This is a genomic window from Thermodesulfobacteriota bacterium (genome assembly GCA_040758155.1).
In the GTDB taxonomy this organism is placed as follows: domain Bacteria; phylum Desulfobacterota; class Deferrimicrobia; order Deferrimicrobiales; family Deferrimicrobiaceae; genus UBA2219.
Genome location: JBFLWB010000131.1, coordinates 45,817 through 70,365, shown reverse-complemented (window position 1 = coordinate 70,365; position 24,549 = coordinate 45,817). Strand labels below are relative to the sequence as shown.

26 protein-coding genes, 1 tRNA gene and 1 other RNA gene are annotated in these 24,549 nt (G+C 69.4%); all 28 read left to right on the top strand.

Features of this window, described 5'->3' with window-relative positions; genetic code table 11:
- Position 1 precedes the first annotated feature (1 nt).
- Positions 2-844: a peptide chain release factor N(5)-glutamine methyltransferase gene (prmC, locus tag AB1346_08615; protein MEW6720496.1), complete on the top strand. Its 843-nt coding sequence runs from the start codon at positions 2-4 to the stop codon at positions 842-844.
- Positions 845-847: 3 nt separating this feature from the next.
- On the top strand, positions 848-2,116 hold the full coding sequence (gene murA, locus AB1346_08610) for a UDP-N-acetylglucosamine 1-carboxyvinyltransferase (GenBank protein ID MEW6720495.1): 1,269 nt from the start codon (positions 848-850) through the stop codon (positions 2,114-2,116).
- Positions 2,117-2,128: 12 nt separating this feature from the next.
- A complete protein-coding gene (gene hisD / locus AB1346_08605) occupies positions 2,129-3,427 on the top strand; it encodes a histidinol dehydrogenase (protein MEW6720494.1) in 1,299 nt (432 codons plus the stop codon).
- A complete protein-coding gene (hisB, locus tag AB1346_08600; protein ID MEW6720493.1) occupies positions 3,424-4,014 on the top strand; it encodes an imidazoleglycerol-phosphate dehydratase HisB in 591 nt (196 codons plus the stop codon). The genes hisD and hisB overlap by 4 nt, the downstream gene beginning before the upstream one ends.
- Positions 4,011-4,652: an imidazole glycerol phosphate synthase subunit HisH gene (hisH, locus tag AB1346_08595; GenBank protein MEW6720492.1), complete on the top strand. Its 642-nt coding sequence runs from the start codon at positions 4,011-4,013 to the stop codon at positions 4,650-4,652. Before hisB ends, hisH begins: the two co-directional genes overlap by 4 nt.
- 12 nt (positions 4,653-4,664) lie before the next feature.
- Positions 4,665-5,396: a 1-(5-phosphoribosyl)-5-[(5-phosphoribosylamino)methylideneamino]imidazole-4-carboxamide isomerase gene (gene hisA / locus AB1346_08590; GenBank protein MEW6720491.1), complete on the top strand. Its 732-nt coding sequence runs from the start codon at positions 4,665-4,667 to the stop codon at positions 5,394-5,396.
- An 8-nt stretch (positions 5,397-5,404) separates the two neighbouring features.
- Positions 5,405-6,226, top strand: coding sequence for an imidazole glycerol phosphate synthase subunit HisF (gene hisF, locus AB1346_08585; GenBank protein ID MEW6720490.1), 822 nt, complete (start codon positions 5,405-5,407; stop codon positions 6,224-6,226).
- Complete coding sequence (gene hisI, locus AB1346_08580; GenBank protein ID MEW6720489.1) at positions 6,223-6,573, top strand: phosphoribosyl-AMP cyclohydrolase; 351 nt, start codon at positions 6,223-6,225, stop codon at positions 6,571-6,573. Before hisF ends, hisI begins: the two co-directional genes overlap by 4 nt.
- Positions 6,570-6,917 (top strand): histidine triad nucleotide-binding protein, encoded by a 348-nt coding sequence (locus AB1346_08575; protein ID MEW6720488.1) that lies wholly within the window; start codon positions 6,570-6,572, stop codon positions 6,915-6,917. The genes hisI and AB1346_08575 overlap by 4 nt, the downstream gene beginning before the upstream one ends.
- Before the next feature lie 13 nt (positions 6,918-6,930).
- Positions 6,931-7,206 (top strand): pyrimidine/purine nucleoside phosphorylase, encoded by a 276-nt coding sequence (locus AB1346_08570; protein ID MEW6720487.1) that lies wholly within the window; start codon positions 6,931-6,933, stop codon positions 7,204-7,206.
- A 101-nt stretch (positions 7,207-7,307) separates the two neighbouring features.
- Complete coding sequence (rpsU, locus tag AB1346_08565) at positions 7,308-7,508, top strand: 30S ribosomal protein S21 (protein MEW6720486.1); 201 nt, start codon at positions 7,308-7,310, stop codon at positions 7,506-7,508.
- A gap of 2 nt (positions 7,509-7,510) precedes the next feature.
- Positions 7,511-7,981, top strand: a complete 471-nt coding sequence (locus tag AB1346_08560; protein ID MEW6720485.1) for a GatB/YqeY domain-containing protein — start codon at positions 7,511-7,513, stop codon at positions 7,979-7,981.
- A 106-nt stretch (positions 7,982-8,087) separates the two neighbouring features.
- Positions 8,088-9,845, top strand: coding sequence for a DNA primase (gene dnaG, locus AB1346_08555; GenBank protein MEW6720484.1), 1,758 nt, complete (start codon positions 8,088-8,090; stop codon positions 9,843-9,845).
- Between the two features lie 4 nt (positions 9,846-9,849).
- Entirely contained in the window at positions 9,850-11,670 is a 1,821-nt protein-coding gene (gene rpoD / locus AB1346_08550) for an RNA polymerase sigma factor RpoD (GenBank protein ID MEW6720483.1), read from the top strand.
- A 35-nt stretch (positions 11,671-11,705) separates the two neighbouring features.
- Positions 11,706-11,782: transfer RNA gene (locus tag AB1346_08545), tRNA-Ile, on the top strand.
- 59 nt (positions 11,783-11,841) lie between these two features.
- Positions 11,842-12,984, top strand: coding sequence for a Nif3-like dinuclear metal center hexameric protein (locus AB1346_08540; GenBank protein ID MEW6720482.1), 1,143 nt, complete (start codon positions 11,842-11,844; stop codon positions 12,982-12,984).
- 7 nt (positions 12,985-12,991) lie between these two features.
- Entirely contained in the window at positions 12,992-13,717 is a 726-nt protein-coding gene (locus AB1346_08535; GenBank protein ID MEW6720481.1) for a C4-type zinc ribbon domain-containing protein, read from the top strand.
- Entirely contained in the window at positions 13,714-14,118 is a 405-nt protein-coding gene (locus AB1346_08530) for a ribonuclease HI family protein (protein MEW6720480.1), read from the top strand. The genes AB1346_08535 and AB1346_08530 overlap by 4 nt, the downstream gene beginning before the upstream one ends.
- Before the next feature lie 13 nt (positions 14,119-14,131).
- An RNA gene (rnpB, locus tag AB1346_08525) (RNase P RNA component class A) lies at positions 14,132-14,530 on the top strand.
- A gap of 137 nt (positions 14,531-14,667) precedes the next feature.
- The gene (mraZ, locus tag AB1346_08520; protein MEW6720479.1) at positions 14,668-15,120 is read left to right on the top strand and encodes a division/cell wall cluster transcriptional repressor MraZ; all 453 of its coding nucleotides are present in this window, start codon (positions 14,668-14,670) and stop codon (positions 15,118-15,120) included.
- Positions 15,121-15,123: 3 nt separating this feature from the next.
- The gene (gene rsmH / locus AB1346_08515) at positions 15,124-16,050 is read left to right on the top strand and encodes a 16S rRNA (cytosine(1402)-N(4))-methyltransferase RsmH (protein ID MEW6720478.1); all 927 of its coding nucleotides are present in this window, start codon (positions 15,124-15,126) and stop codon (positions 16,048-16,050) included.
- Complete coding sequence (locus AB1346_08510) at positions 16,047-16,382, top strand: cell division protein FtsL (protein ID MEW6720477.1); 336 nt, start codon at positions 16,047-16,049, stop codon at positions 16,380-16,382. The genes rsmH and AB1346_08510 overlap by 4 nt, the downstream gene beginning before the upstream one ends.
- 1 nt (position 16,383) lies before the next feature.
- Positions 16,384-18,414 (top strand): penicillin-binding protein, encoded by a 2,031-nt coding sequence (locus AB1346_08505; GenBank protein MEW6720476.1) that lies wholly within the window; start codon positions 16,384-16,386, stop codon positions 18,412-18,414.
- Entirely contained in the window at positions 18,411-19,910 is a 1,500-nt protein-coding gene (locus AB1346_08500; GenBank protein MEW6720475.1) for a UDP-N-acetylmuramoyl-L-alanyl-D-glutamate--2,6-diaminopimelate ligase, read from the top strand. Before AB1346_08505 ends, AB1346_08500 begins: the two co-directional genes overlap by 4 nt.
- Before the next feature lies 1 nt (position 19,911).
- On the top strand, positions 19,912-21,309 hold the full coding sequence (gene murF / locus AB1346_08495) for a UDP-N-acetylmuramoyl-tripeptide--D-alanyl-D-alanine ligase (protein MEW6720474.1): 1,398 nt from the start codon (positions 19,912-19,914) through the stop codon (positions 21,307-21,309).
- Positions 21,310-21,312: 3 nt separating this feature from the next.
- Positions 21,313-22,389: a phospho-N-acetylmuramoyl-pentapeptide-transferase gene (gene mraY, locus AB1346_08490; protein MEW6720473.1), complete on the top strand. Its 1,077-nt coding sequence runs from the start codon at positions 21,313-21,315 to the stop codon at positions 22,387-22,389.
- A 2-nt stretch (positions 22,390-22,391) separates the two neighbouring features.
- A complete protein-coding gene (murD, locus tag AB1346_08485) occupies positions 22,392-23,738 on the top strand; it encodes a UDP-N-acetylmuramoyl-L-alanine--D-glutamate ligase (protein MEW6720472.1) in 1,347 nt (448 codons plus the stop codon).
- On the top strand, positions 23,735-24,549 hold an 815-nt coding region (locus AB1346_08480; GenBank protein MEW6720471.1), incomplete at its 3' end, for an FtsW/RodA/SpoVE family cell cycle protein. The genes murD and AB1346_08480, both read left to right, overlap by 4 nt.

The window sequence follows — 24,549 nt, the reverse complement described above, 5'->3', positions numbered from 1 at the left end:
CGTGCGGCTTTCGCAGCTCCTCGCGCTGTGCCGCCGGGAGACGGGCCGCGTTCCGGACGCAGCGGACCGCGAGGCCGAGATCCTCGTCTCCCGGGTCACGGGCATCCCTGCGGGCCGGCTGTTCCTCTCCATGGACGCCGAAACGGGGGACGCCGCGGAAGCGCTCGCCCCCCTCCTCGCGCGGAGGGCGGCGGGGGAGCCGCTGCAGTACGTCCTCGGGAGCTGGGACTTTTACGGGAGGGAGTTTCTGCTCACGCGGGACACGCTGATCCCCCGGCCGGAGACGGAGGGGCTCGTCGAGCGGGCGCTCCGCCGGAGAGGCGCACGCGTCTTAGACGTCGGGACCGGGTGCGGCGCGATCGCCGTGACGCTGGCCGCCGAGGCGCCCGGGATCCGCGTGGTGGCCACGGACGTCTCGGCCGCCGCCCTGCGGGTCGCCCGGGAGAACGCGAGGCGGCACGGCGTCGCGGGCCGCGTCGCCTTCGCCCGCTGCGACGCATATTCCGCCTTGAAATGCGGGGATCGATTTGATGTAGTGGTCTCGAACCCGCCGTACGTCGCCGAAGGAGAATGGTCCTCCCTCCCGCCGGCCGTCCGGGACCATGAACCCTCCGGGGCGCTGCTGGCGGGCCCCGACGGTTTGTCCGTCCTGCGGCGCCTCGCGGAGGGCGGGGGCGGCCTGCTCGCCCCCGGGGGCGAGCTTTGGTGCGAGATCGGCGCCGACCAGGGAGCCGCCGTCGCCGCCCTGCCTTCCGGTCCCTTGAGGTTCCTCGGGGTCTTCCGGGACCTCGCGGGGCGCGATCGCTACGCCGGATGGGCGAAACCGGAAACGGAGCGCGGGTAGAAGGTGGACATCTTCGTCATCAAGGGCGGCAGACCCCTTTCGGGGTCGTGCCGCGTCTCCGGCGCCAAGAACGCCGTGCTTCCCGCGATGGCCGCGTCGCTGCTCGCGGAGGGGCCGGTCGAGATCGTCGGCGTGCCGGTCCTGCGGGACATCTCCACGTTCGGCAAGTTGCTCGGGATCCTCGGCGCGGAGATGTCGCGCAGCCTCGACGCGACGGGGCGGGACACGATCCGCATCGTCCCAGGCACGGCGGAAAAGGCCGAGGCGCCCTACGACCTCGTCAAGACGATGCGCGCCTCCGTGCTCGTCCTGGGCCCGCTGGTGGCGCGGTACGGGCGGGCGAGGATCTCTCTGCCGGGGGGATGCGCCATCGGCGCGCGCCCCATCGACCAGCACCTGAAAGGGCTCGAGCTCCTCGGGGCGAAGACCGCCCTGGCCGAGGGTTACATCGAGGCGACGGCCGACCGGCTGAAAGGCGCGGCGATCCGCTTCGACATGAAGACGGTGACCGGGACGGAGAACCTGATGATGGCGGCCGCCCTGGCCGAAGGGACGACCGTCCTCTCCAACGCGGCGCTGGAGCCCGAGGTGTGCGACCTCGCGCGGCTCCTCCGGAGCATGGGGGCCGACATCGAGGGCGAAGGGACGGACGAGATCGTGATCCGCGGCGTCCGGTCCTTGCGGGGGGTTCGGCACGAGGTGATGGCGGACCGGATCGAGGCCGCCACGCTCCTGGTGGCCGGCGCGATCACGGGCGGGGACGTGACCGTCGAGGGGGCGGACGCGGGGAGCATGGGGGCGGTCCTCGACAAGCTCCGGGAAAGCGGCGCCGAGGCGGGCGCCGTCGACGGCGGGGTGCGGGCCGCCCGGAGCGGCCCCATCCGGTCGGTGAACGTGAAGACGGCCCCGTACCCGGGATTCCCCACGGACATGCAGGCGCAGTTCATGGCCTACATGAGCCTGGGCGACGGGTTCAGCATAATCTCGGAGACGATCTTCGAGAACCGGTTCATGCACGTGGCCGAGCTGCGGCGCATGGGTGCCGCGATCGACGTGTCAGGGAACACCGCGGCGGTGAAGGGCGTACCGAAGCTCTCCGGCGCCCCGCTGATGGCCACGGACCTGCGCGCCTCCGCGTCGCTCGTCCTGGCGGGGCTGGCCGCGGCGGGCACCACGGAAGTGCTGCGGATATACCATCTCGACCGGGGGTACGACGCGCTGGAGCACAAGCTCGGCTCCCTCGGCGCCGATATCGCGCGGGTCAAGGAGTAGGAGGAGAGGCGGATGCGGTGGGTCAGGTCGGGAACGGCGGGCTTCCGGGAAGCGCTGTCGCGCGCGTCGCGCCGGGGCGTGGCGGAAGGGGCGAAAGTCTCCGCGGTGGTCTCGGAGGTCATCGCCCGGATCCGCGAGGGCGGCGACGAGGCGCTGGCGGAGTACACCGTGAAATTCGACCGCTTCGATCCCGCGGCGAAAGGATTCGCCGTCTCCAGGGGGGAGATCGACGCCGCCTGGCGGCGCGTTCCCGCGGCCCTGAAGCGCTCCCTGGAGCTCGCCGCCGAACGGATCTCCGATTTCCACCGGCGGCAGATCGAGACGGGGTACGGCATATCCCTGCCCGGCGCGACGATCGGGCAGCGGGTTTCCCCCGTCGCGCGCGCGGGAGTTTACGTTCCGGGCGGCAAGGCGGCGTACCCCTCCACCCTGCTGATGAACGCCATCCCGGCCCGCGTGGCCGGCGTCCCCGAGGTGATCGCCGCGTGCGCCGCTCCCGGCGGGAAGGTGCCCGACGTCGTCCTCGCCGCGGCGCGGATCGCCGGCGTCTCCGCCGTGTACCGGATCGGCGGAGCGCAGGCCGTCGCCGCGATGGCCTTCGGCACGCCTTCCGTGCCCGCCGTCGACGTGATCGCCGGGCCCGGCAACGCCTACGTGACCGAGGCCAAGCGGCAGCTCTTCGGCATCGTCGGGATCGACATGCTGGCGGGACCGAGCGAGCTGGCCGTGCTGGCGGACGGGAGCGCCGACGCCGCGTGCGTGGCGGCGGACCTGCTCTCCCAGGCGGAGCACGACGAGGACGCGTACGTCGCGCTGGTGACGGACTCGGAATCGCTCCCCGGGAAGGTGGAGCGGGAGATCGCGCGCCGGGCCCGGCTCCTTTCGCGGAAGGCGATCCTGGCGGCGTCGCTTTCCCGCGGCGACGGCTTCCTCGTCCGGACGCAGGCGGAAGGGGTGGCGGTCGTCAACCGGCTGGCGCCGGAGCACCTGGTCGTCGCGACCCGGGACCCCTGGAAGTCGTTCGAGGGGATCCGCAACGCCGGGACGGCGTTTTTGGGCCGGTACAGCCCCGTTGCGGTGGGGGACTACATCGCGGGGATCAACCACACCCTGCCCACGGGAGGCGCCGCCCGCTTCTCCTCCCCCCTCGGAGTTGCCGATTTCCTCAAGAAAACCAACGTGGTATCATATGAAATTTCCGCCCTCCGCTCCGACGCCCCCCACGTGGTGCGGCTGGCGCGGAAGGAGGGGCTCGACGCCCATGCGGAAGCGGTCCGGGCGAGGTTCGCGGGGAAAGGAAAGCGGCCATGACGAGGGAAAGCCAGGTCGAGCGGACGACGAAGGAAACCAGCATCAAGCTTTCCCTGCGGCTCCAGGGGGAAGGGGCATCGCGGATCGAGACGGGGGTGGCGTTCCTCGACCACATGCTCACCCTGTTCTCGCGCCACGGGCTGTTCGACCTGACGGTCCTGGGCAAGGGGGACATCGAGGTCGACTACCACCACCTGGTGGAGGACGTCGGGATCTGCCTCGGCGAGGCGTTCCGGCGGGCGCTCGGCGACATGAAGGGGATCGCGAGGTACGGCCACTCCGTGGTGCCGATGATCGAGGCGCTGGCGGCGGTGACGGTGGACATCTCGGCACGGCCGCACCTGGTCTACCGCGTCCCCCTCAGGAACGAGAAGGTGGGGAGGTTCGACGTGGAGCTGGTGGAGGAGTTCTTCCGCGCCTTCGCGCAGTCGTCGGGGGTGTGCATGCACGTCAACGTGGAGTACGGCTCCAACGCGCACCACACGGTGGAGGCCGTCTTCAAGGCGTTCGGGCGCGCCATGTCCGACGCGTCGCGGATCGACCCGCGCGTCCAGGGCGTCCTCTCCACCAAGGGGGTCATGGGTTGACGGACATCGGCGTCGTCGATTACGGCATGGGGAACCTGCGCAGCGTCGGGAAGGCGCTGGAGTCGCTCGGGTTCCGCGTGACCGTCAGCGGCGATCCGGCGGAGCTGTCGCCCTGCCGGGGGATCGTCTTCCCGGGAGTGGGCGCCTTCCGCGACTGCATGGGGAACGTGGTCCGGCAGGGGCTGCTTCCGTTCCTGAAGGAATACCTGGCGTCGGACCGGCCGTTCCTCGGGATCTGCGTGGGGATGCAGCTCCTGCTCTCCGAGAGCGAGGAGTTCGGCCGGCACGAGGGGATCGGTTTCTTCCCGGGCAAGGTGGTCCGGTTCCCCGCCGGCATGCCCGCGGAGGGCGGCGGCGTACTGAAGGTGCCGCACATGGGATGGAACGGCGTGGAGATCCTCCGGGACCATCCCGTCCTCGAAGGGATCCCGTCGGGGACGTACTTCTACTTTGTCCATTCGTATTACGCCGCGCCGTCCGATCCGGACGCGGCGGTCTGCAGTGCGACGTACGGGGTCCCGTTCACCGCCGCCGTGGCGCGCGGGAACCGGTTCGCCGTCCAGTTCCACCCGGAGAAAAGCCAGGCGGCGGGGCTGCGCCTGCTGAAAAATTTCGGCCGCCTGTGCAAGGCGGCGTGAGAGGGCAGGGCGATGCCGTTCCAGGTCATACCGGCGATCGACATCCAGGGAGGGAAGGCGGTACGCCTGCGCCAGGGGCGCGCGGAGGACTCGACGGTCTTCTCCGACTCCCCGTTAGACGTCGCCCGCAAGTTCGTCGCGGCGGGGGCGTCGCAGCTCCACGTGGTCGATCTCGACGGCGCGTTCCTGGGAAAGCCGGTCAACGCGGACATCATCACGCGCATCGCCTCCTCCGCCGGCGTCCCGGTCCAGGTGGGCGGCGGCGTGCGGAACTTCGACGCGGCGTCCCGGTACTTCGGAGCCGGCGTGTCGCGGATCATCCTGGGCACATCCGTCGTCCGGGACCCCGAGGAGGTCGTCCGGATCACGCGGGCCTACCCCGGGAAGGTGGCGGTGGGGATCGACGCCCGCGACGGCCGCGTGGCGATCCGCGGATGGGTGGAGGTGACGGGGCTCGTCGCCGTCGACCTGGCGCGCCGGATCGAGAAGAACGGCGTGTCGTGCTTCGTCTACACCGACATCAGCCGCGACGGGATGATGGTGGGCCCCAACTTCGACGCCATCCGGGAATTCGCGAAGGGCGTGTCCGTTCCGGTGATCGCCTCGGGCGGCGTGACGACGCTCGACGACGTCCGCGCGCTCCGGGCGATGGAAGGCGAGGGGGTGAGCGGCGCGATCATCGGCCGCGCCCTCTACGACGGGTCGATCGACCTGGCCGAAGCGCTGAAGGCGGAGCGGAGGTAGGCCGGGGAATGCTGGCCAAGCGCATCATCCCGTGCCTCGACGTCCGGGGCGGGCGGGTCGTCAAGGGGGTCCGCTTCGTGGACCTGCGCGACGCGGGAGACCCCGTGGAGATCGCGGCGCGGTACGACCGGGAGGAGGCCGACGAGCTGGTCTTCCTCGACATCACCGCGTCGCACGAGAAGCGGGACATCCTGATCGACGTCGTGCGGAAGACGGCGGAGCAGGTCTTCATGCCGCTGACGGTCGGAGGGGGAGTCCGGACGATCGACGACATCCGGGCGCTCCTGCTGGCGGGGGCCGACAAGGTGTCGATCAACACGGCCGCGGTGAACGATCCGGAGCTGGTGCGGCTCTCGGCCGAGCGGTTCGGAAGCCAGTGCACGGTCGTGGCGATCGACGCCCGGGCGGTTCCCGGAAGGCCCGGGGAGTGGGAGGTGTACACCCACGGCGGGCGGAAGCCCGCCGGGATCCCCGCCGTGGAATGGGCGCGCCGGATGGAGGAGCTGGGGGCGGGCGAGATCCTGCTGACCAGCATGGACCGGGACGGGACGCGCGACGGGTACGACATCCCGCTGACGCGGGCCGTCGTCGACGCCGTGGGGATCCCCGTGATCGCCTCCGGCGGCGTGGGGACGCTGGAGCACCTGCTGGAGGGATTGACGGCGGGAGGCGCGGACGCGGTGCTGGCCGCCTCCATTTTCCATTTCGCGGAGCATACCGTGGAGGACGCAAGGCGGTACCTGAGAAGCCGCGGGGTTTCCGTCCGGCCGTCCGTCGCCTCCGGCGGCGGGCAAGGGACGGCGGGCCGGGGGGTGACGGAGGAGCGATGAAGGCCGAGGAGCTGATCGGGATCGTGAAGTTCGACGAGCGGGGGCTCGTGCCCGTCGTGACGCAGGACGTGACGGACAACGCCGTCCTCATGGTGGCGTGGGCGAACGGGGAGGCGATCCGCAACACGTTCTCCTCGGGGCACGCGACCTACTGGAGCCGCTCGAGGAAGTCGCTCTGGGTGAAGGGGGAGACCTCGGGGCACTTCCAGGACGTCGAGGAGGTCCTCTACGACTGCGACGTCGACACGATCCTGTACCGCGTCCGCCAGCAGGGACCCGCGTGCCACACCGGGGAACGGAGCTGTTTCTATCGCAGCGCATATCGGCGAGGGGGGAAGACCGAATGAGCGACGACTGCATTTTCTGCAAGATCGCACGGAAGGAAGTTCCGGCGCAGCCCATCTACGAGGACCACGACCTGGTCGCCTTCGCCGACATACAACCGGTCGCGCCGGTGCACGTGCTCATCGTTCCCAAGGAGCACATGCAGAACCTCAACGAGGTGGGGAAGGCCGACGCCCCCATGCTGGGGAAGGCGCTGCGCCTGGCGGCGAAGATCGCCAACGACAAGGGCGTCGCGGAGACCGGCTACCGGATCGTGATCAACAACGGGGAGCAGGGAGGGCAGGTCGTCCCGCACCTGCATTTCCACCTGATCGGCGGCCGGCCCCTCGATCACAAGATGGGCTGAAGGGGCGGACGCGATGCGGCACAACCGCTATTTCGACGACAAGGTGCAGTCGCTGGGATTTTCGGATGCCGTCGGCGACGCGACGGTGGGGGTCATCGAGCCGGGGGAGTACGCGTTCGGGACCTCGCAGCGGGAACGGATGACCGTGGTGGCGGGCGCCCTCCGGTATCGGCTGCCGGGGCAGCCGTGGCTCGCGGCTGGGCCCGGCGAGACCTTCGAGGTGCCCGCGGGGGTGACGTTCGAGGTGAAGGCGGAAGGGCAGACGGCGTACCTCTGCCGGTACGGGTGAGGGTCGGGAAAGGACGGTTTTCCTCCTTGACGGGGGGAGCAAATAGGGTAAGATAAAAGGATTTTCGGCAGTCACGTTGCACCGGAAGGGGTGATTCCTACATGCCGGGCGTCCGAGTGAAGGAAGAGGAGCCCTTCGAGAGCGTCCTGAAGCGTTTCAAGAAACAGTGCGAAAAGGCCGGGATCCTGTCGGAGATCCGAAAGCGCGAGCACTACGAGAAGCCCAGCGTCAAGAAGAAGAAGAAGACGCTGGCGGCCAGGAAACGGGCCTTGAAGAAAATGAAGAAGATGAGCAGCCGGTAACCTTGGGAACCAGGGAACAGATCCGGCAGGACATGCAGAAGGCGGCCAAGGAGCGCGACTCCTTGGCCCTTTCTGCTTTGCGGATGGCGGTTGCCGCCATCAAGAACCGCGAGATCGACGCGGTCACGCGGAAGGAGATCTCTTCGGGCTCGGAGCTTCCCGAGGAGGGAGTCCTCAAGGTGATCGCGGCGATGGTCAAGCAGCGGCGGGAATCGATCGAGCTGTTCCTGCAGGGGAACCGGCCCGAGCTTGCGGAGAAGGAGAAGTCCGAGATCGCCGTGCTCGAGCGGTACCTCCCGCAGGCGCTCTCCCCGGGGGAGATCGAGGCGCTCGTCCGCGAGGCGATCGCGGAGACGGGGGCGAAGGGGCCCGCGGACATGGGGCGGCTCATGAAGGCCGTCATGCCGAAGGTTGCGGGCCGCGCGGACGGCAAGGCGGTCAACGACACGGTCCGGCGCCTCCTCGCCGGATAGGGGGGCAAGGGAGCTTTCCGCGCCGGCGGCATCGCCGGGCGCTTTTTTTTTCGAACCGCTCCCCCCAGGGACCGGGCGCGAGGCGGATTCCGCTTCAAGGAGAGCCGTGGGAGGACGTATTTCCGAATCCACGATCCGGGAAGTGAGAGACCGCGCGGAAATCGTCGAGGTGATTTCCGAGACGGTGCCCTTGAGCCGCGCCGGGGCGAACTACCGCGGGCTCTGCCCGTTCCACCGCGAAAAGACGCCGTCCTTCTTCGTCCATCCCACCCGCCAGGCCTACAAGTGCTTCGGCTGCGGGGAGGGGGGGTCGGTGATCGATTTTCTGATGAAGTCGCGCAGCCTCTCCTTCTCCGACGCGGTGGAGGAGCTGGCCGAGCGGTACGGCGTCACGGTCCGGTACGAAGGGGGTGCCGCCCGGTTCCGTCCGAAGGAGGATCTCTGGGCCATCCTCCGGCTGGCGTCGGAAACGTACCGCGAGCTTTTGCAATCCCCATCGGGGAAGGCGGGGCGCGAGTTCCTGAAGCGGCGCGGGATCACGCCGGAGGCGGAGCGGGAATTCGCCCTCGGATGGGCGGGGCACGGCGGGGAGCTGATGGCGGCCCTGAAGAAGGCGGGGATCGATCCCGCCCGCGCGGAGGCGGCCGGGCTCCTGGTCTCCTCCGACCGGGGGCACCGCGAGCGGTTCCGGGGACGGGTCCTTTTCCCGGTCGCGGACTCGCGCGGGCGCATCTGCGGGTTCGGCGGGAGGGCGGTCGACGACGCGGTCCCGAAGTATCTGAATTCCCCGGAGTCGGAGCTGTACCGGAAAAGCTCGCTGCTGTACGGCCTGCACCAGGCGCTCCCCTCGATCCGGAGCGACGGGCGGGTGGTGGTGGTCGAGGGGTACATGGACCTGATCGGCCTGTGGCAGAAAGGGATCCGGAGCGTCGTGGCGACCTGCGGGACCGCGCTGACGGAGTTTCATGCCCGGACCCTGAAGCGGTTGTCCGAGAACGTCATCCTATTCTACGACGGAGACGTCGCCGGGAAGATGGCCGCCGTGAGATCCGGGGGACCGCTTTACGCAGCCGGAGTCAGCCCCAGAGTCCTTTTCCCCCCGAAGGGGATGGACCCGGACGACTGGGCGAAGGCGGCTCCGGCCGGGGAGATCGTCCTCAGGATCGAGGGTGCGGGGCCCCTGATGGAATACATCGAGCGGGGGGTTTCCCGGAAATACGATCTCGAGTCCATTTCCGGAAAACTTTCCTACGTGAGGCTGATGGACAAGTACCTGCGATGGATCGTCGCCCCCGCGGAGCGGGAGCTGTACGTCCAGCGGGTGGCGCAGAAGACCGGTCTCCCGGCGGAGACGATCCATCGGCAGATCGGGCAGGCGGAGAAGGGGCAGCCCCCTCCGGCGGAATCCCCGGCCGGGGCGCCCGATCCCCTTCCGGAGGAGAGCCTCCTGCTGCAGCTCCTGGCCGCGGACCCGTCGCTGGCGCGCGATGCCCGCGAGGACGGGGCCTTCGCCCTGCTGACCGACGTGGAGGCCCGGGAGCTGGCCGGGCGGCTGGCGGAGCTTTCGGAGCGGGGAGCGGCGGAGGGCGCGGTCGCGCTGATGGAGGAGCGGCTTCCCGAAGCGCTCAGGAAACGCCTGTCGGCCGAGATCGTGCGGGCCGATTTCCCGGAGGGGGAAGCGCGGACTCGGTATCCCGCGGCGCTGTTGGCGCTGCGCATCCGGGCGCGGCAGCGGGAGATCGAGACGCTGCAGGAGCGGATGAAGGCCGCGCGGTCCGAGGAGGAGAAGGTCTCCCTCCTTGCGGGCGTGCTGGCCGCGAAGAAGGAAAAGGAACGGCTGGAATCGGAACGCAGATCCCGATGACGAGGTGAATCGAAAGATGGCGAGGCGGAAAGCACCCGACGGCATCGACGGCCTGGTCGAAAAGGGGCGCGCGCAGGGGTTCGTCACCTACGACGAGCTGAACAGCGTCCTGCCCCCCAACGTGCTCACGGGGGACCAGATCGACGACGTCATGGAGATCTTCGGAGAGAACTCCATCGAGGTCGTGGACGACTACCAGAAGGTCCCGATCCCCGTCGCGAACCTCCTGCTCGGCGAGGAGGCGGCGGCGGAAGAGGAGGAGGAAGAGGCCGCCGTCGAGGAGGAGCCGGCCGTCGAGGAGGAGTTCGAGTATCCGGGCGGGATCAAGGGGAACGACCCCGTCCGCCTGTACCTCAAGGAGATGGGCTCCATCCCGCTGCTGAACCGCGAGGGCGAGGTGACGCTCGCCAAGCGGATCGAGGACGGGGAGCGGGAGATCGTGTCCTCCGTGAAGAGCTGCTCCATCGCCCTCGACGAGCTGTTCCGGCTGGGCGACAAGCTCCGCAACGGCGAGATCCTGATCCGCGACGTCATCAAGGACCTCGACGAGGAGTCGACCGAGGAGGAGGAGAAGGCGGCGCTGGACAAGGTGCTGCGGATCGTGCTGCGGATCCGCCGGACCCACCAGAGCGCCGTCGAGATCGAGCAGCGCCTGAAGAAGGGCGGGCTCCCGGAGAAGGAGCGGACGCTCCTGAAGTCCAAGGTCGCGGCGCTGCACGACCGGGTGGTGGAGTCGATCCAGGAGATCCACCTGAAGGAGCGGCAGATCGAGGTCATCGGCGACAAGATCCGCCGGTACGCCGACCTGGTGGAGGCCGCGGAGGCGTGCATCCGGGAGGTCTGCGACCGGGTGAAGCTCCCCGGGAAGGTGAAGGATCCCGAGAAGGAGCTGCTGCGCGTATTCAAGGAGATCCGGGAGCAGAAGGACGGGCTGGCGAAGGCCGCCTCGAAGTACCACGTGAAGAAGGACAGGCTGCTCGAGTACGAGACGGCCCTCAAGGAATCCCGGAACGCGATCCGGAAGGTGGAGCGCGAGGCGGGCCTCTCCGCCCCCGAGATCAAGGTGACGCTGTCCTCGATCGAGCGGGGCGAGCGGAAGGTCCGCGAGGCCAAGCGGGAGCTGGTCGAGGCGAACCTCCGGCTGGTGGTGTCGATCGCGAAGAAGTACACGAACCGCGGGCTGCAGTTCCTCGACCTGATCCAGGAGGGGAACATCGGGCTGATGAAGGCCGTGGACAAGTTCGAGTACCGGAGGGGGTACAAGTTCTCCACGTACGCGACCTGGTGGATCCGCCAGGCGATCACCCGGGCGATCGCCGACCAGGCGCGCACCATCCGGATCCCGGTCCACATGATCGAGACGATCAACAAGCTGATCCGCACGTCGCGGTACCTGGTCCAGGAGCTGGGGCGCGAGCCGTCCCCCGAGGAGATCGCGGAGCGGATGGACATCCCGCTCGAGAAGGTCCGCAAGGTCCTGAAGATCGCCAAGGAGCCCATCTCCCTCGAGACGCCGATCGGGGAGGAGGAGGACAGCCACCTCGGCGATTTCATCGAGGACAAGAACACCGCCTCTCCGGTGGACTCGGTGATCAACATCGACCTCGCGGAGCAGGTGGACAAGGTGCTGGGCAGCCTGACGCCGAGGGAGGAGCGGGTCCTGCGGATGCGCTTCGGGATCGGGGAGAAGTCGGACCACACCCTCGAGGAGGTCGGCCAGGACTTCGAGGTGACGCGGGAGCGGATCCGGCAGATCGAGGCGAAGGCGCTGCGGAAGCTGCGGCATCCGAGCCGCAGCAAGCGGCTGCGGACGTTCCTCGAATAGACGGGATATGCGTTTGCGCATGGAAACACCGATTCGGGCCCATAGCTCAGTTGGTCAGAGCCACCGGCTCATAACCGGTCGGTCCCTGGTTCGAGGCCAGGTGGGCCCACCAATGATTGAAGAAGCTACGACGTTGCATCGCACGGCCGGTTCTGCGCGCAGGGTGGGGGGATGAGTCCGGCCCCCGTCGCCGTGAGGGACGTGTGGCGGGCGCTCGACGACCATTATCCGTTCGCTCACGGCGCGGATTGGGACAACGTCGGCATCCTCCTGGGAGACCCGGGGCGCCCCGTCCGGACGGTCGCGGTCGCGCTCACCGCGTCGCCCGCGGTGCTCTCGGCCCTGCGCCGGCGCCCGGCCGACCTGCTGGTCACGCATCATCCCGTCGTCTTCTCCCCCCTGAAAGCCGTCCGCCCCGATCGTGCCGCTTCGTCGGCGGCGTTCGAGCTGCTGCGGCTGGGCGTCTCCGCGATCTGCGCGCACACCAACGCCGACGCCGCGCCGCGCGGGGTTTCGCACGCGATGGCGCGCCGCCTCGGCCTGTCGGGGATCCGGCCGCTGATCCCGGGGGAGCCGGCCTCCGACGCCTGCAAGATCGTCGTCTTCGTCCCCGCCCCGCACGCGGACGCCGTTCTCGAGGCCGCCGCTTCCGCCGGGGCGGCGCGCATCGGCGGGTACGCGTCGTGCTCGTTCCGCTGCGCCGGCACGGGGACCTACCGAGGCGCCGCGTGGACCTCGCCGCGCGCCGGAGCTCCCGGCCGGGAGGAGCGCGTGGAGGAGGTACGCATCGAGACGGTGGCGGCGGGAAGCCTGGTGCCGCAGGTGCTGCGGGCGGTCCGGGCGCGCCACCCCTACGAGGAGCCCGCCATCGACGTCGTCCCGCTGCGCGGCGGCGCGCTGGGGGGAGGGATCGGATCCCTGGGGGAGCTGCCGGCGCCGGCGACGCTCGACGAGGCGCTGCGCGCCGTGCGGATGCGGCTCAAGCCCGCGTGGATCAAGGCGGCCGGCCCCCGCCGGAAGACGGTGCGCCGCGTGGCGGTCGTGGGAGGGAGCGGGGCGGAGTTCCTCGGCGCCGCCGTCGATTCCGGAGCCGACCTCTTCGTCACGGGGGACGTGAAGTACCACCAGGCGCTCGAGGCGGAGGCGGCGGGGATGCCGCTGGCGGACATCGGCCACGCCTCGGGGGAGCGATGGATCCTGCCGGAGTTCCGGCGGGTCCTCCTGGAGCGGTTCCGCGGGACCTTGACGGTCCGCGTCATAAACGAAATGGAGCCTCTGCGGCATGTGCCGCCGGGGGATCCCGGGGAGGGATGAAGCCTTGATGGAGCAGGTGAGGTTCCTGATCGAGATGCAGGAAGTCATGAGCCAGGCGAGGCGGCTCGAGGAGGAGAAGCGGAAGATCCCCCTCGAAGTGGCGGACCTGAAGAGCCTCTTCGAGGAGCGGGAGGCCGCGTTCCTCTCCGCGAGCCAGGAGTTCGAGGCGCTGCGGCAGCAGCGCCGGGAGAAGGAGCGGGAGATCGAGGAGGAGAAGGAGAAGGTCGACAAGGCGAAGGTCAAGCTCATGGCGATCAAGACCAACAAGGAATACTACGCCATGCTCAAGGAGATCGAGGGGACCCGGCGGACCAACACCGCCCGGGAGGAGGAGCTCCTCGCCGTCCTTTCGAAGCACGAGGAGGCGGAGAAGCGGCTGGCCGAGCGGAAGGCCGAGCTCGACGAGGTGACGGCGAAGTACCGGGAGCGGATGGTCGAGATCGAGGCGCGGATGGGCTCCTTCGACCAGGACATCGCGAAGATCCTCGACCGCAAGCGCCAGGTGGCGTCGAAGCTCGACGCGGGGCTGGTGCGCCGATTCGAGATGATCTTCGAGCGGAGGGAAGGGCTGGCCATCATCGCCGCGACGAACTATTCCTGCACCGGCTGCCACATGAACATCTCCCCCCAGCTCTTCAACCTGCTCCAGAGAGAGGACCGGATCCACACCTGCCCGAACTGCAACCGCATCCTCTACTACGTGGCGGCCGAAGACAAGGCGTCGGGCGAGTGACGGTCACCGTGCGCATCGACGGGGCGAGCCGGGGGAACCCGGGCCCCGCCGGCATCGGCGCCGTCGTCGAGTTCGGGGACGGGCGGCCGCCGATGGAGCTCTGCGCGTACATCGGAGAGACCACGAACAACGTCGCGGAATACCGCGCCCTCCTGATGGCGCTCGAGGAGGCGGGGCGAAGCGCCGCCGGCGGGACCCTCACCGTGTACTCCGATTCCGAGCTTCTCGTGCGCCAGCTCAACGGGGAATACAGGGTCAAGGCGCAGCATCTGCGCCCCCTGTACCTCGAAGCGTGCCGCCGGTTGCGCGCGTTTCCGGGGGTTCGTATACTGCATGTAGGGCGCGAGGAGAACCGGAAGGCGGATTCCCTCGCGAACCTGGCGATCGACCAGCATCGGTAGTCGGAAAAGCGTCCGAGGAGGCCAGGCGGCCGCCGGCCCCGAAAGGGGCGGGAGGAAAGTCCGGGCTCCGCAGGGCAGGGTGCCGGGTAACGCCCGGTGGGGGCGACCCCGAGGACAGTGCCACAGAAAACACACCGCCTCCCGCTTCCGGCGGGCGGCAAGGGTGAAATGGTGAGGTAAGAGCTCACCGCGCGGCGGGCGACCGCCGCGGCACGGCAAACCCCACCCGGAGCAAGGCCGAATAGGAGGGCGATCCCGCGGCGGTTTTTCGTCCGCGGGGGGAGGGCTGCCCGCCCGAGGCCCTCGGGTCCAGGCCGCTGAAGGCGCGCGGCGACGCGCGCCTTAGAGAAATGGCCGCCCCGCGGCGTTCTTTACGCCGCGCACAGAACCCGGCTTACGGCCCCCTCGGACGCTTCTACTTGGCATCCGCGTTCTCCCCCAAAAAGAAATTCCATATAAAAAATCCTTGAAATGCCTTGACACCCCTTTTTCGCCCGGTAGAATAGTGCCCAAGTGGGTAATAGTGGGGAAAGGTGGGTAAAGATCGCCGTGATCTTCCGAGGGCGCTTCGAATATACCATCGATCCCAAGGGCCGGGTGAACATCCCTGCTCCTTTCCGCGAACGACTTCTGGAATCCGGCCAGGAATCGTTCTTCATCACCAATTTCCACGATTGCCTCTACGCCTTCGCGGCGGACGACTGGGCGCGGATCGAAGAGAAGCTTTCCCTCGTTCCGAGCACCGACCGGCAGAAAAACTCCTTCGTCCGGTACTTCCTCGGCGCCGCGGTGGAGGCGGTCCCCGACAAGCAGGGACGGATCCTCATCCCGCCTTCGCTGCGCGCGCACGCCGGGCTGGAGAAGGAGGTCGTCATCCTGGGGATGCCCAACCGCTTCGAGATCTGGTCTCTTCCCCGGTGGCAGCAGGAGATGGGGCGGTTCGAGAAGGAAGTGCTGGCGGATCCCGACGTCGCCCGGGAGATCGGCGCCCTCGGGATCTGATACGTGGCGACCGGCCACATCCCCGTTCTTTTCCAGGAGACGTTGGGACTGCTTGCGCCCGCTCCCGGCGAAGTCTTCCTCGACGGGACGACCGGGGCCGGGGGGCACGCCGCGGAGATCGCCCGGAGGATCGGGCCGGAAGGGCTCCTGATCTGCGCGGACGAGGATCCCTCGATGCTGGAGGCGGCGGCTTCGCTGCTGGCGCCGTTTCCGTGGGTCCGGACGGTGCGGTCGGATTTCTCCGACTTCGACGCGCTGCGGGAAGCGGCCGGCGGGAGGATGTTCGACGGGATGCTCCTCGACCTCGGGATCTCCTCCCTCCAGCTCGACGACCCGTCCCGGGGATTCACGTTCCGGGAGGAAGGGCCGCTCGACATGCGGCGCGACCCCGGGGGGGGCGGGCCGACCGCGGAGAAGATCCTCCGCGAAGCGCGGGAGAAGGAGCTGGCCGACCTGTTCTACCGGTTCGGCGAGGAGCGGTTCTCCCGCAGGATCGCGCGGAGGATCGTGGAGCGGAGGGAGAGGGAGCCGGTGCGGACGACCACGGAGCTCGCGGGGCTGGTCGCCTCCGCGATCCCGCGGAAGGCGTGGCCCAGGGACATCCATCCGGCGACGCGGGTGTTCCAGGCGCTGCGGATCGCGGTGAACCGGGAGCTGGACTCGCTCGGGGCCTTCCTCGACGCCTTCCCGGAGCATCTCGCCCCGGGAGGAAGGGTTGCGGTGATCAGCTTCCATTCGCTCGAGGACCGGATGGTGAAGACGGCGTTCCGAAAGGCTGCGCAGGGAGGCGGAGTCGTCCCGGCGGCGATCCGGCTGCTGACCCGCAAGCCGGTCGTCCCGACGGAGACGGAAGCGCGGGAGAACCCGAGGGCGCGGAGCGCCAAGCTCCGGGCGGCATGCAGGACGACGGGGGAGGAGGAGGGGACATGACGACGAAGATCACTGTGGGCAACGGGGTGTACATCATCTCGGAGATCCGGAGAGAGCCGCCGCCGATCCCCGCGGTCCCCCGCCGCAAGGGATTCGTTCTCCTGCTGGCCTTCCTGCTCGGGATCGGCCTTTTCAACGTCTGGCTTTCCGGCCAGTACATCCGGACGGGATACCGGGTCTCCTCCGCGCTGGACGAGAAGCGCACGCTCCAGATGGAGAAGGACGTCCTCCGGACCGAGATCCTTGCGTTGAAGAGCCCGTCGCGCATCGACGCGATCGCGCGCAACCAGCTCGGGATGGTGGATCCCCGGATGGAAGGGGTCATCCGCTAGGATGACCTCCCGCGCGCGCTTCATCCTCGGGGTCCTCCTTTCGCTCTACATCCTCGTCGTCCTGCGGGCCTTCCACATCCAGGTCCTCGGGGTGAAGGGGATCCGCGAGCGGAGCGCGAAGCAGTACGGGACCTCCATCCCCCTGATCCCCAAGCGCGGCGCGATCCTCGACCGGATGGGGAACGAGCTGGCGGTGAGCATCGCCACGAAGTCGATCTTCGTGCAGCCGGGAAAGCTTAAATTCCCGAAGGAGGCCGCGGCGCTCCTCGCGCCGAGGGTGTCCCGCCCCGCGTCGGAGCTGAGGAAACTGTTCGCGTCGGAGAAGGGCTTCGTCTGGGTCCGCCGGCAGATGCCGTCCACCGCCGCGGACGAGGCGGTCCTCGAAGTGAAGCAGGCGCTGGCCGCCCTCGACCCGGGCGCCCGGGGGAAGGCGAGCGCCGTCGATGGGATCGGGACCGTCGAGGAGCCGAAGCGGTTCTACCCCAACCGGGAGCTCGCGGCCTCCCTCCTCGGCTTCACCAACCTCGACTGCGCGGGGATCGAGGGGGTCGAGCTGGCGCTGGACAACTACCTGCGCGGCGAGCGCGCGCATCTCCTCTGCGAGCGCGACGCCCGGGGGCGGCTCATCGTACCGGCGAGCGCCTCCGTGGACGTGGACTCGAAGGGGCACTCCGTGACCCTCACGATCGACCGGAACATCCAGCACATCGCGGAGCGGGAGCTCCAGGCCTCCGTGGCGAAGTACCGCGCCCGGGGCGGGATGGCGCTGGTCCTCTCCCCGAAGACCGGCGAGATCCTGGCGATGGCCACGGCGCCGACGTTCAACCCGAACGCGCCGAACGGCGCGCCCGCGGAGGCGCGGCGCAACCAGCCGCTGACGGACAGCTTCGAGCCCGGCTCCACCTTCAAGGTCTTCACCCTGGCCTCCGCGCTCGAGCTGGGCGCGATCGGGGCGGAGGACCGGTTCTTCTGCGAGAACGGGAAGTACGCCTACGCGGGAAGGACGATCCACGACACCCACAAGTACGGCTGGCTCGACGCGCGGGACATCCTCAAGTACTCGAGCAACATCGGGATCACGAAGATCAACGACCGGATGGACGGCGACCGTTTCTACGACATGATCCGCGCCTTCGGGTTCGGGGCGCGCACCGGCATCGAGCTGAAGGGGGAGGTCCAGGGGATCAGCCCCTCCCGGGCCGCCTTCAACAGCCGCATCCGCCGCGCCACGGTCTCCTTCGGCCAGGGGATCTCCGTGACGCCGCTGCAGCTCGCGGCGGGGATGGCCGCGGTCGTCAACGGCGGAAAGGCGATGAAGCCGTACGTCGTGCGGGAGATCCGGGACCCGGAGGGTACGCCGGTGTACCGCGGAGAGCCCCGGGAGCTGCGCCGGGTCCTTTCGCCCAGGACCTCCGCCCGGATGCGGGAGATCCTGGGGGACGTGGTCCAGGGGGACGGCACGGGCACCCAGGCGCGGATCAAGGGGTTCCTGGTCGGCGGGAAGACCGGGACCGCGCAGAAGGTGGAGCCCGGGACGGGGCGGTACTCCGACACCCGGCGGACCGCGTCCTTTGTCGGCTTCCTTCCGCTGCAGGACCCGGAGCTGCTCATCCTCGTGGTGATCGACGAGCCGCGCGGCCAGGTCTACGGCGGCGTGGTCGCCGCTCCGGCGTTCAACCAGATCGCCGTGAAGACCGCGTACTACCTCGGCATCCAGCCTACGGAGACCGTCGCGGCCGCGGAGATCGAGAAGCCCGCGCAGCCGGTCCGCGCGGGGGCGTCCGTGATCCCGGTGTCCACCGCGGCCTCCCCGGGCCAGATGATCATGCCGGACCTCTCCGGCCTCTCCATGGGGAGGGTCGTGGACATGATGAACCGGTTCCCGGTCCGGCTGTCCATCTCGGGAAGCGGCATCGCGCGGGAGCAGACGCCTTCGCCCGGCGCCGTCCTCTTCCCCGGTGCGGAATGCTCGGTGCGGTTCCGCGCCGAGAGCGGGCCGGTGACGGCTTCCGCGGGCAGGGAGAAGCGTTGAGGCTGGCGGATCTTCTCCCGGCGGGAATCCCCGCCGTCCCCGCCTCCCAAGGCGGCATCGAGATCGGCGGCATCCGGGTGGATTCGCGCGACGTCCGCCCGGGCGACCTGTTCGTGGCGCTGCCCGGCAGCCGGACCGACGGCCACGACTTCCTCGAGGCCGCCGCGCGCGCGGGGGCCGCCGCGGCGCTCGTGGAGCGGGACCTCCCTTCGCCTCCCCTGCCGGTCGTCCGCGTTCCCTCCACGGCGGAAGCGCTGTGGAGGACCGCCGTCGCCTTTTACGGCGACCCTTCGGCGCGGATGCGGGTCGCCGGGATCACCGGGACGAACGGGAAGACGACGGTCTCGTACCTGCTGGAGGGGATCCTCCGGGCCGCCGGGAGGGTGCCCGCGGTCATCGGGACGATCGAGTACCGGGCGGCCGGGAAGGTCCTCCGGAAAGGACTGACGACGCCGTTTCCCCACGAGCTGCAGGCGCTGATGGCGGAGTCGCTGAAGGAGGGCGCCACCGACCTCGTGATGGAGGTGTCCTCCCACAGCGCCGCGCAGGGGCGGATCGAGGGGGTCCGCTTCGACCTGGGAATCTTCACGAACCTCACCCGCGACCATCTCGATTTCCACGGCGACATGGAATCGTATTTCCGCGCCAAGGCGAGGTTCTTCCGGGAGTTCCTCCCTTCGGGCGGGAAGCGCGCGGGCATCGCGCTGAACGGGGACGACCCCTACGGGGAGCGGCTCGCGCAGGAGCTTCCCTCGGCGCTGACCTTCGGGTTCTCCCGGTCGTGGGAGGTGTTCCCGCTGGAGATGTCGATGTCGTGGGACGGGTGCAGAATGCGGCTCGCGACGCCGGAGGGGAGCCTCTCCCTGTCGTCCCCCCTGATCGGGGCGCACAACGTCTCCAACATCATGGCGGCCGTCTCCGGCGCGCTGCTGCTCTCCACGCCGCCGGATGCCATCGTCGCGGGGATCGGCTCCGTCCGCTCGATCCCGGGGCGGCTGGAGCCGGTCGAAAACGACCGCGGGCTGCACATCTACGTGGATTTCGCCCACACGCCGGACGGGATGGACCGGGTGCTGTCGACGCTGCGGGGGCTCGCGGATTCCCGCCTCATCACGGTGTTCGGCTGCGGGGGGAACCGGGACCGCGGGAAGCGGCCCGTGATGGGCCGGGTCGCCGCGCTGCGCTCCGACGTCGTGGTGGTGACCTCCGACAACCCGCGGAACGAGGACCCCGAGGCGATCATCGCCGACATCCTGCCGGGGCTGACCTCCGAGGGGCTCATGGAGGCGCGCGGGCCGGTGGAATGGGACGACGGGTATTTCCTGAAGATCACAGACCGGAAAGCGGCGATCGCGGCGGCCGTGTCCCTCGCGGAGGCGGGGGACACCGTCGCGATCGTCGGGAAAGGACACGAGGATGTCCAGATCGTCGGGGACCGGCGCCTGCCGTTCGACGACCGGCAGGCGGTTCGGGATGTGCTTGCCTCAGGGCGGTAGGATGACGCTCCCCGAGGTGATCGGGGCGATCCACCCGCTGCGGGAGGCGTCGGGGTTCTCCGTGCCCGACCCGATCGGCGAGGTCACGACGGACAGCCGGCAGGTCCGGCCGGGGGCGGTCTTCGTCGCGCTCCCCGGGGAGCGGGCCGACGGCGCGGACTTCGTGGAGGAGGTCTTCGGGAAGGGGGCGCTCGCCGCGATCGTCTCGGAGGCGGGCGCGAAGAAGGTCCCGGCGGCGCTGGCGCGGAGCCGCCCCGTCTTCGTCGTGCGCGATCCCGTCGAGGCGCTGGGGGACCTGGCCCGGGCGCATCGGCTCCGGCACCGCCGGATCCCGCTGGCGGGCATCACGGGCAGCTCGGGGAAGACGACGACGAAGGAGATGCTCTCCTGCCTGTTGTCCCGCTCGCGGAAGGTGCTGTTCAATCCGGGGAACCGGAACAACCTGATCGGGATGCCGCTCGCCCTCCTCGCCCTTTCGGAGGAGCACGAGGCGGCGGTCCTGGAGATGGGCACCAACGCGCCCGGGGAGATCGCCCGCCTGGCGGGGATCGCGGCGCCGGACATCGCCCTGATCACGAACATCGCCCCCGCCCACCTTGCGGGGCTCGGCAGCATGGAAGGGATCGCGCGCGAGAAGGGGGACCTCTTCCGCGCCCTGCCCGCGGACGGCACCGCGGTGGTCAACGCCACCGACCTGCGCGTCGTCCGGGAAGCGGCCCGCTGCTCCGCCGAGAAGATCTTCTACGGCGTTCCGATGAACGATTTCAGCGGGCGGATCCTGTCGATGACCGACACCGGGATGCGGATCGCCGTCCGGACCCCGGCGGGCGAGTTCTCGTCCTCCGTCGGCGTCTCGGGAGAGCACCACCTCATGAACGCCGTGGCCGCGACGGCGGTGGCGTTCACCCTGGGAATGCGCCCCGGAGAGATGGAGGAGGGGCTCGCCGGCTTCGCCTCCGGGCCGGGACGCTTCCAGGCCGTGCCGCTGCGCGGGGGAGGGCTCCTGCTGGACGACAGCTACAACGCGAACCCCGCGTCCACCGAGGCGGCGCTGCGCTCGCTGGCTTCCCTGTCGCGCGGGCGGAGGACCGTGGTCGTTTTCGGGGACATGCTCGAGCTTGGGGAGAGTTCCCCGGCTTCCCACTTCCGCATCGGCCACCTGATGGCGCACCTGAAGGTCGAACGGCTGTTCGCCCTCGGCGCGCAGGCCGCCTACGCGGCCCGCGGCGCCCGCGAGGGGGGGATGGACGTCTCGGCCGTCGCGGAGTACGCGGACCGGGAGGCGCTCCGGGCGGCGCTCCGGAGCTTCCTGTCGGAGGGAGACGCGGTCCTGGTGAAAGGATCGAGAGGGATGCGGCTGGATGCGGTGGCGTCCGACATCCGGGAGGACTGGGCCTAAGGGATGCTCTATCACCTCCTGTTCCCGCTCCACGCGGACTACACGTTCTTCAACGTGTTCCGCTACATCACGTTCCGGACGATCTACGCGGCGATCACCGCGCTGTTGATCTCGTTCCTGATCGGGCCGTGGCTGATCCGGGTCCTCCACGAGCGGCAGATCGGGCAGACCATCCGGAGGGACGGGCCGGAGAGCCACCTCGTCAAGGAGGGGACCCCGACGATGGGAGGGGTGCTCATCGTCCTGGCGGCCGTCATCCCGACGCTGCTGTGGGCGAACCTCACGAGCCCCTACATCTGGATCGCGGTCCTGGTGACGGTGGGGTTCGGCGCGATCGGGTTCGTCGACGACTACCGGAAGGTCATCAAGAAGGACACGAAGGGCTTGAGCCCCCGGAGGAAGCTCCTCTTGCAGTTCTCCCTGGCGGTCCTGGCGGCGGGGCTCATCTACATGGACATCGGGATCGACGACACGGTGACCATCCCGTTCTTCAAGAACCTCCAGCCCGACCTCGGCTTCCTTTATATCCCCTTCATCGTCTTCGTGATCGTGGGGGCGTCGAACGCGGTGAACCTGACCGACGGGCTGGACGGGCTGGCGATCGGGCCGTCCGTCATCTCCGCCTCCACCTACATGCTCTTCGCCTACCTGGCGGGGAACGTGAAGATCGCCAACTACCTGCAGATCCAGTACGTGCCCGGCGTGGGGGAGCTGACGATCTTCTGCGGCGCCCTGGCCGGCGCGGGGCTCGGGTTCCTCTGGTACAACGCGTACCCGGCGCAGGTGTTCATGGGCGATACGGGATCGCTCTCCCTGGGCGGCGCGCTGGGCGTCGTGGCCGTGATGGTGAAGCAGGAGATCGTGCTGGCGCTGGTGGGCGGGATCTTCGTCATCGAGGCGCTGTCCGTCATCTTCCAGGTGACATCCTACAAGACCCGGAGGAAACGGATCTTCCGGATGGCGCCGCTCCACCACCACTTCGAGCTGAAGGGGTGGGCTGAGCCCAAGATCATCGTCCGGTTCTGGATCATATCGATCATCCTGGCGCTGCTGGCGATCAGCACGCTGAAGATCCGGTGAGCATGGAGAACCTTTCGGGGAAAATAGCGGCGGTCGTCGGGGCGGGGCGGTCCGGGCTGCTGTCCGCGCGCCTCCTTGCGGGCGAGGGGGCGAAGGTACTGCTGCTGGACGACCGGCCGCGGGAGGCCGTGGAGATATCGCTCGGGGAGCCGGTCCCGGCCGGCGTCTGCTTCCGGCAGGGAATGTTGGAGGAGTCGGACATCTCCGGGACGGCGCTGGTCGTCCTGTCGCCGGGCGTGCCGCGGCGGAAGCTGCCGCTTTCCGCGCTCGCGGCTGCGGGGGTGCCGGTGTGGGGCGAGCTGGAGCTGGGATACCGGCGGTTCCGCGGCCGGGTGGCCGCGATCACGGGCACGAACGGAAAGTCCACCGTCACGACGCTGGTCGGCGGGATGGCCGCCCGATCGTTCGGGCGCGTGTTCGTCGGGGGGAACCTCGGCACGCCGTTCGTCGCCGCCGCCGGGGAACCGTTCGACTGGGGCGTGGTGGAGGTCTCCAGCTTCCAGCTCGAGTCGATCGGGGAGTTCCGGCCGGCGGTGGCCGCGCTGCTGAACATCACGGAGGACCACCGGGACCGCTACGACGGCTTCGCGCAATACGCGGAGGCCAAGACGGCGGTCTTCCGCAACCAGGGTTCGGGCGACGCGGCGGTGATCAACGCCGACGACCCGGAGGTCGTCTCGCGGGCCGCTGCGGTCCGGGCGCGCAAGGTCCCGTTCTCCGTTTCCCGGGAGCTGCCGGAGGGCGCCTTCCTGGCGGGGGACGAGATGGTGTACAAGACGCCGGCCGGGGAGGAGCGGTACCCGCGGGGCGCGATGCGGATCCGCGGGCTCCAGAACGTGGAGAACGCGCTGGCGGCGATCTGCGTCGCCCGGGAGATGGGGGTCTCCCGCGAGGACGTCCTGGCGGAGCTTTCGGAGTTCCCCGGCCTCCCGCACCGCGTGGAGTTCGTGCGGACGCTGCGGGGCGTCTCGTACTACAACGACTCGAAGGGGACCAACGTCGGCGCGGTCCTGGCGGCCCTCGAGGGGTTCCCGGAACCGGTGGTCCTGGTGGCGGGGGGGAAGGACAAGGGGGTGGATTTCCGTCCCCTGCGCGGGCCGCTCTCCCGCAAGGCGCGGGCGGTGGTGCTCCTGGGGGAGGCGCGCGCCCGGATGGCCGGGGAGCTCGCGGGGGCGGCGCCGATCGTCACCGCCGGCACGCTCGCGGAGGCCGTGCGGGCCGCCGCCGCGGCGGCGCGCGCGGGAGACGTCGTCGTCTTCTCGCCCGCCTGCTCCAGCTTCGACATGTTCCGCAATTTCGAGGAGCGCGGCGAGGCGTTCCGCCGGGCGGTTTTGGAGCTTCCGGAATGAAGATCGGGAAGCGCCACGAGACCATGGTCCTCGCGCTGTGCACCCTGGCGCTGACCGTCCTGGGGCTCCTGATGATCTACAGCGCGACGAACGTCATGGCGGGCTCGTCCGACCGGTTCGGGCAGGATCCCGCCTACTTCCTCAAGCGGCAGATCCTGTTCCTCCTGGCGGGCGTATCGCTCGCCGCCTACCTGTCGCGGAAGGACTACGACGTCTACCGGCGCAACATTCTCCCGATTCTGGCGGGCACCTTCGCGCTGCTGCTCCTGGTGTTCGTCCCCGGCATCCGGCACGCGGCGAACGGCGCGTCCCGGTGGATCAACCTGAAGTTCTTCCACTTCCAGCCCTCCGAGCTGGCGAAGTTCGTCCTGCTCGCCTACGCCGCGTACGCGATCGACCGGAAGGGGGAGAATCCGAAAGAGGGGATCCGGGCGTTCGCTCCCATGCTCGCCGTGATGGGGATCTTCGTCGCGGCGATATTGAAGGAGCCGGACTTCGGGATGGTCGTCGTGATCCTGACCTCGTTTCTGGCGGTCGTGTTCCTCGCGGGATTCCCGTGGAAGTACCTGGCGCTGGCGGGAGTCGCGGGGGTCGCGGGCGCCGCGGCGCTGATCGCGGCCAAACCGTACCGCATGGCGAGGCTGCAGGCGTTCCTCGACCCGTTCTCGCAGGCGCAGGCCGGAGGGTACCAGGTGGTGCAGTCGCTGATCGCGTTTTCCAACGGCGGGCTCCTCGGCACCGGCGTGGGCGCGGGGAAGCAGAAGCTCTTCTACCTCCCCGAGATGCACACCGACTACATCTTCTCGGTGGT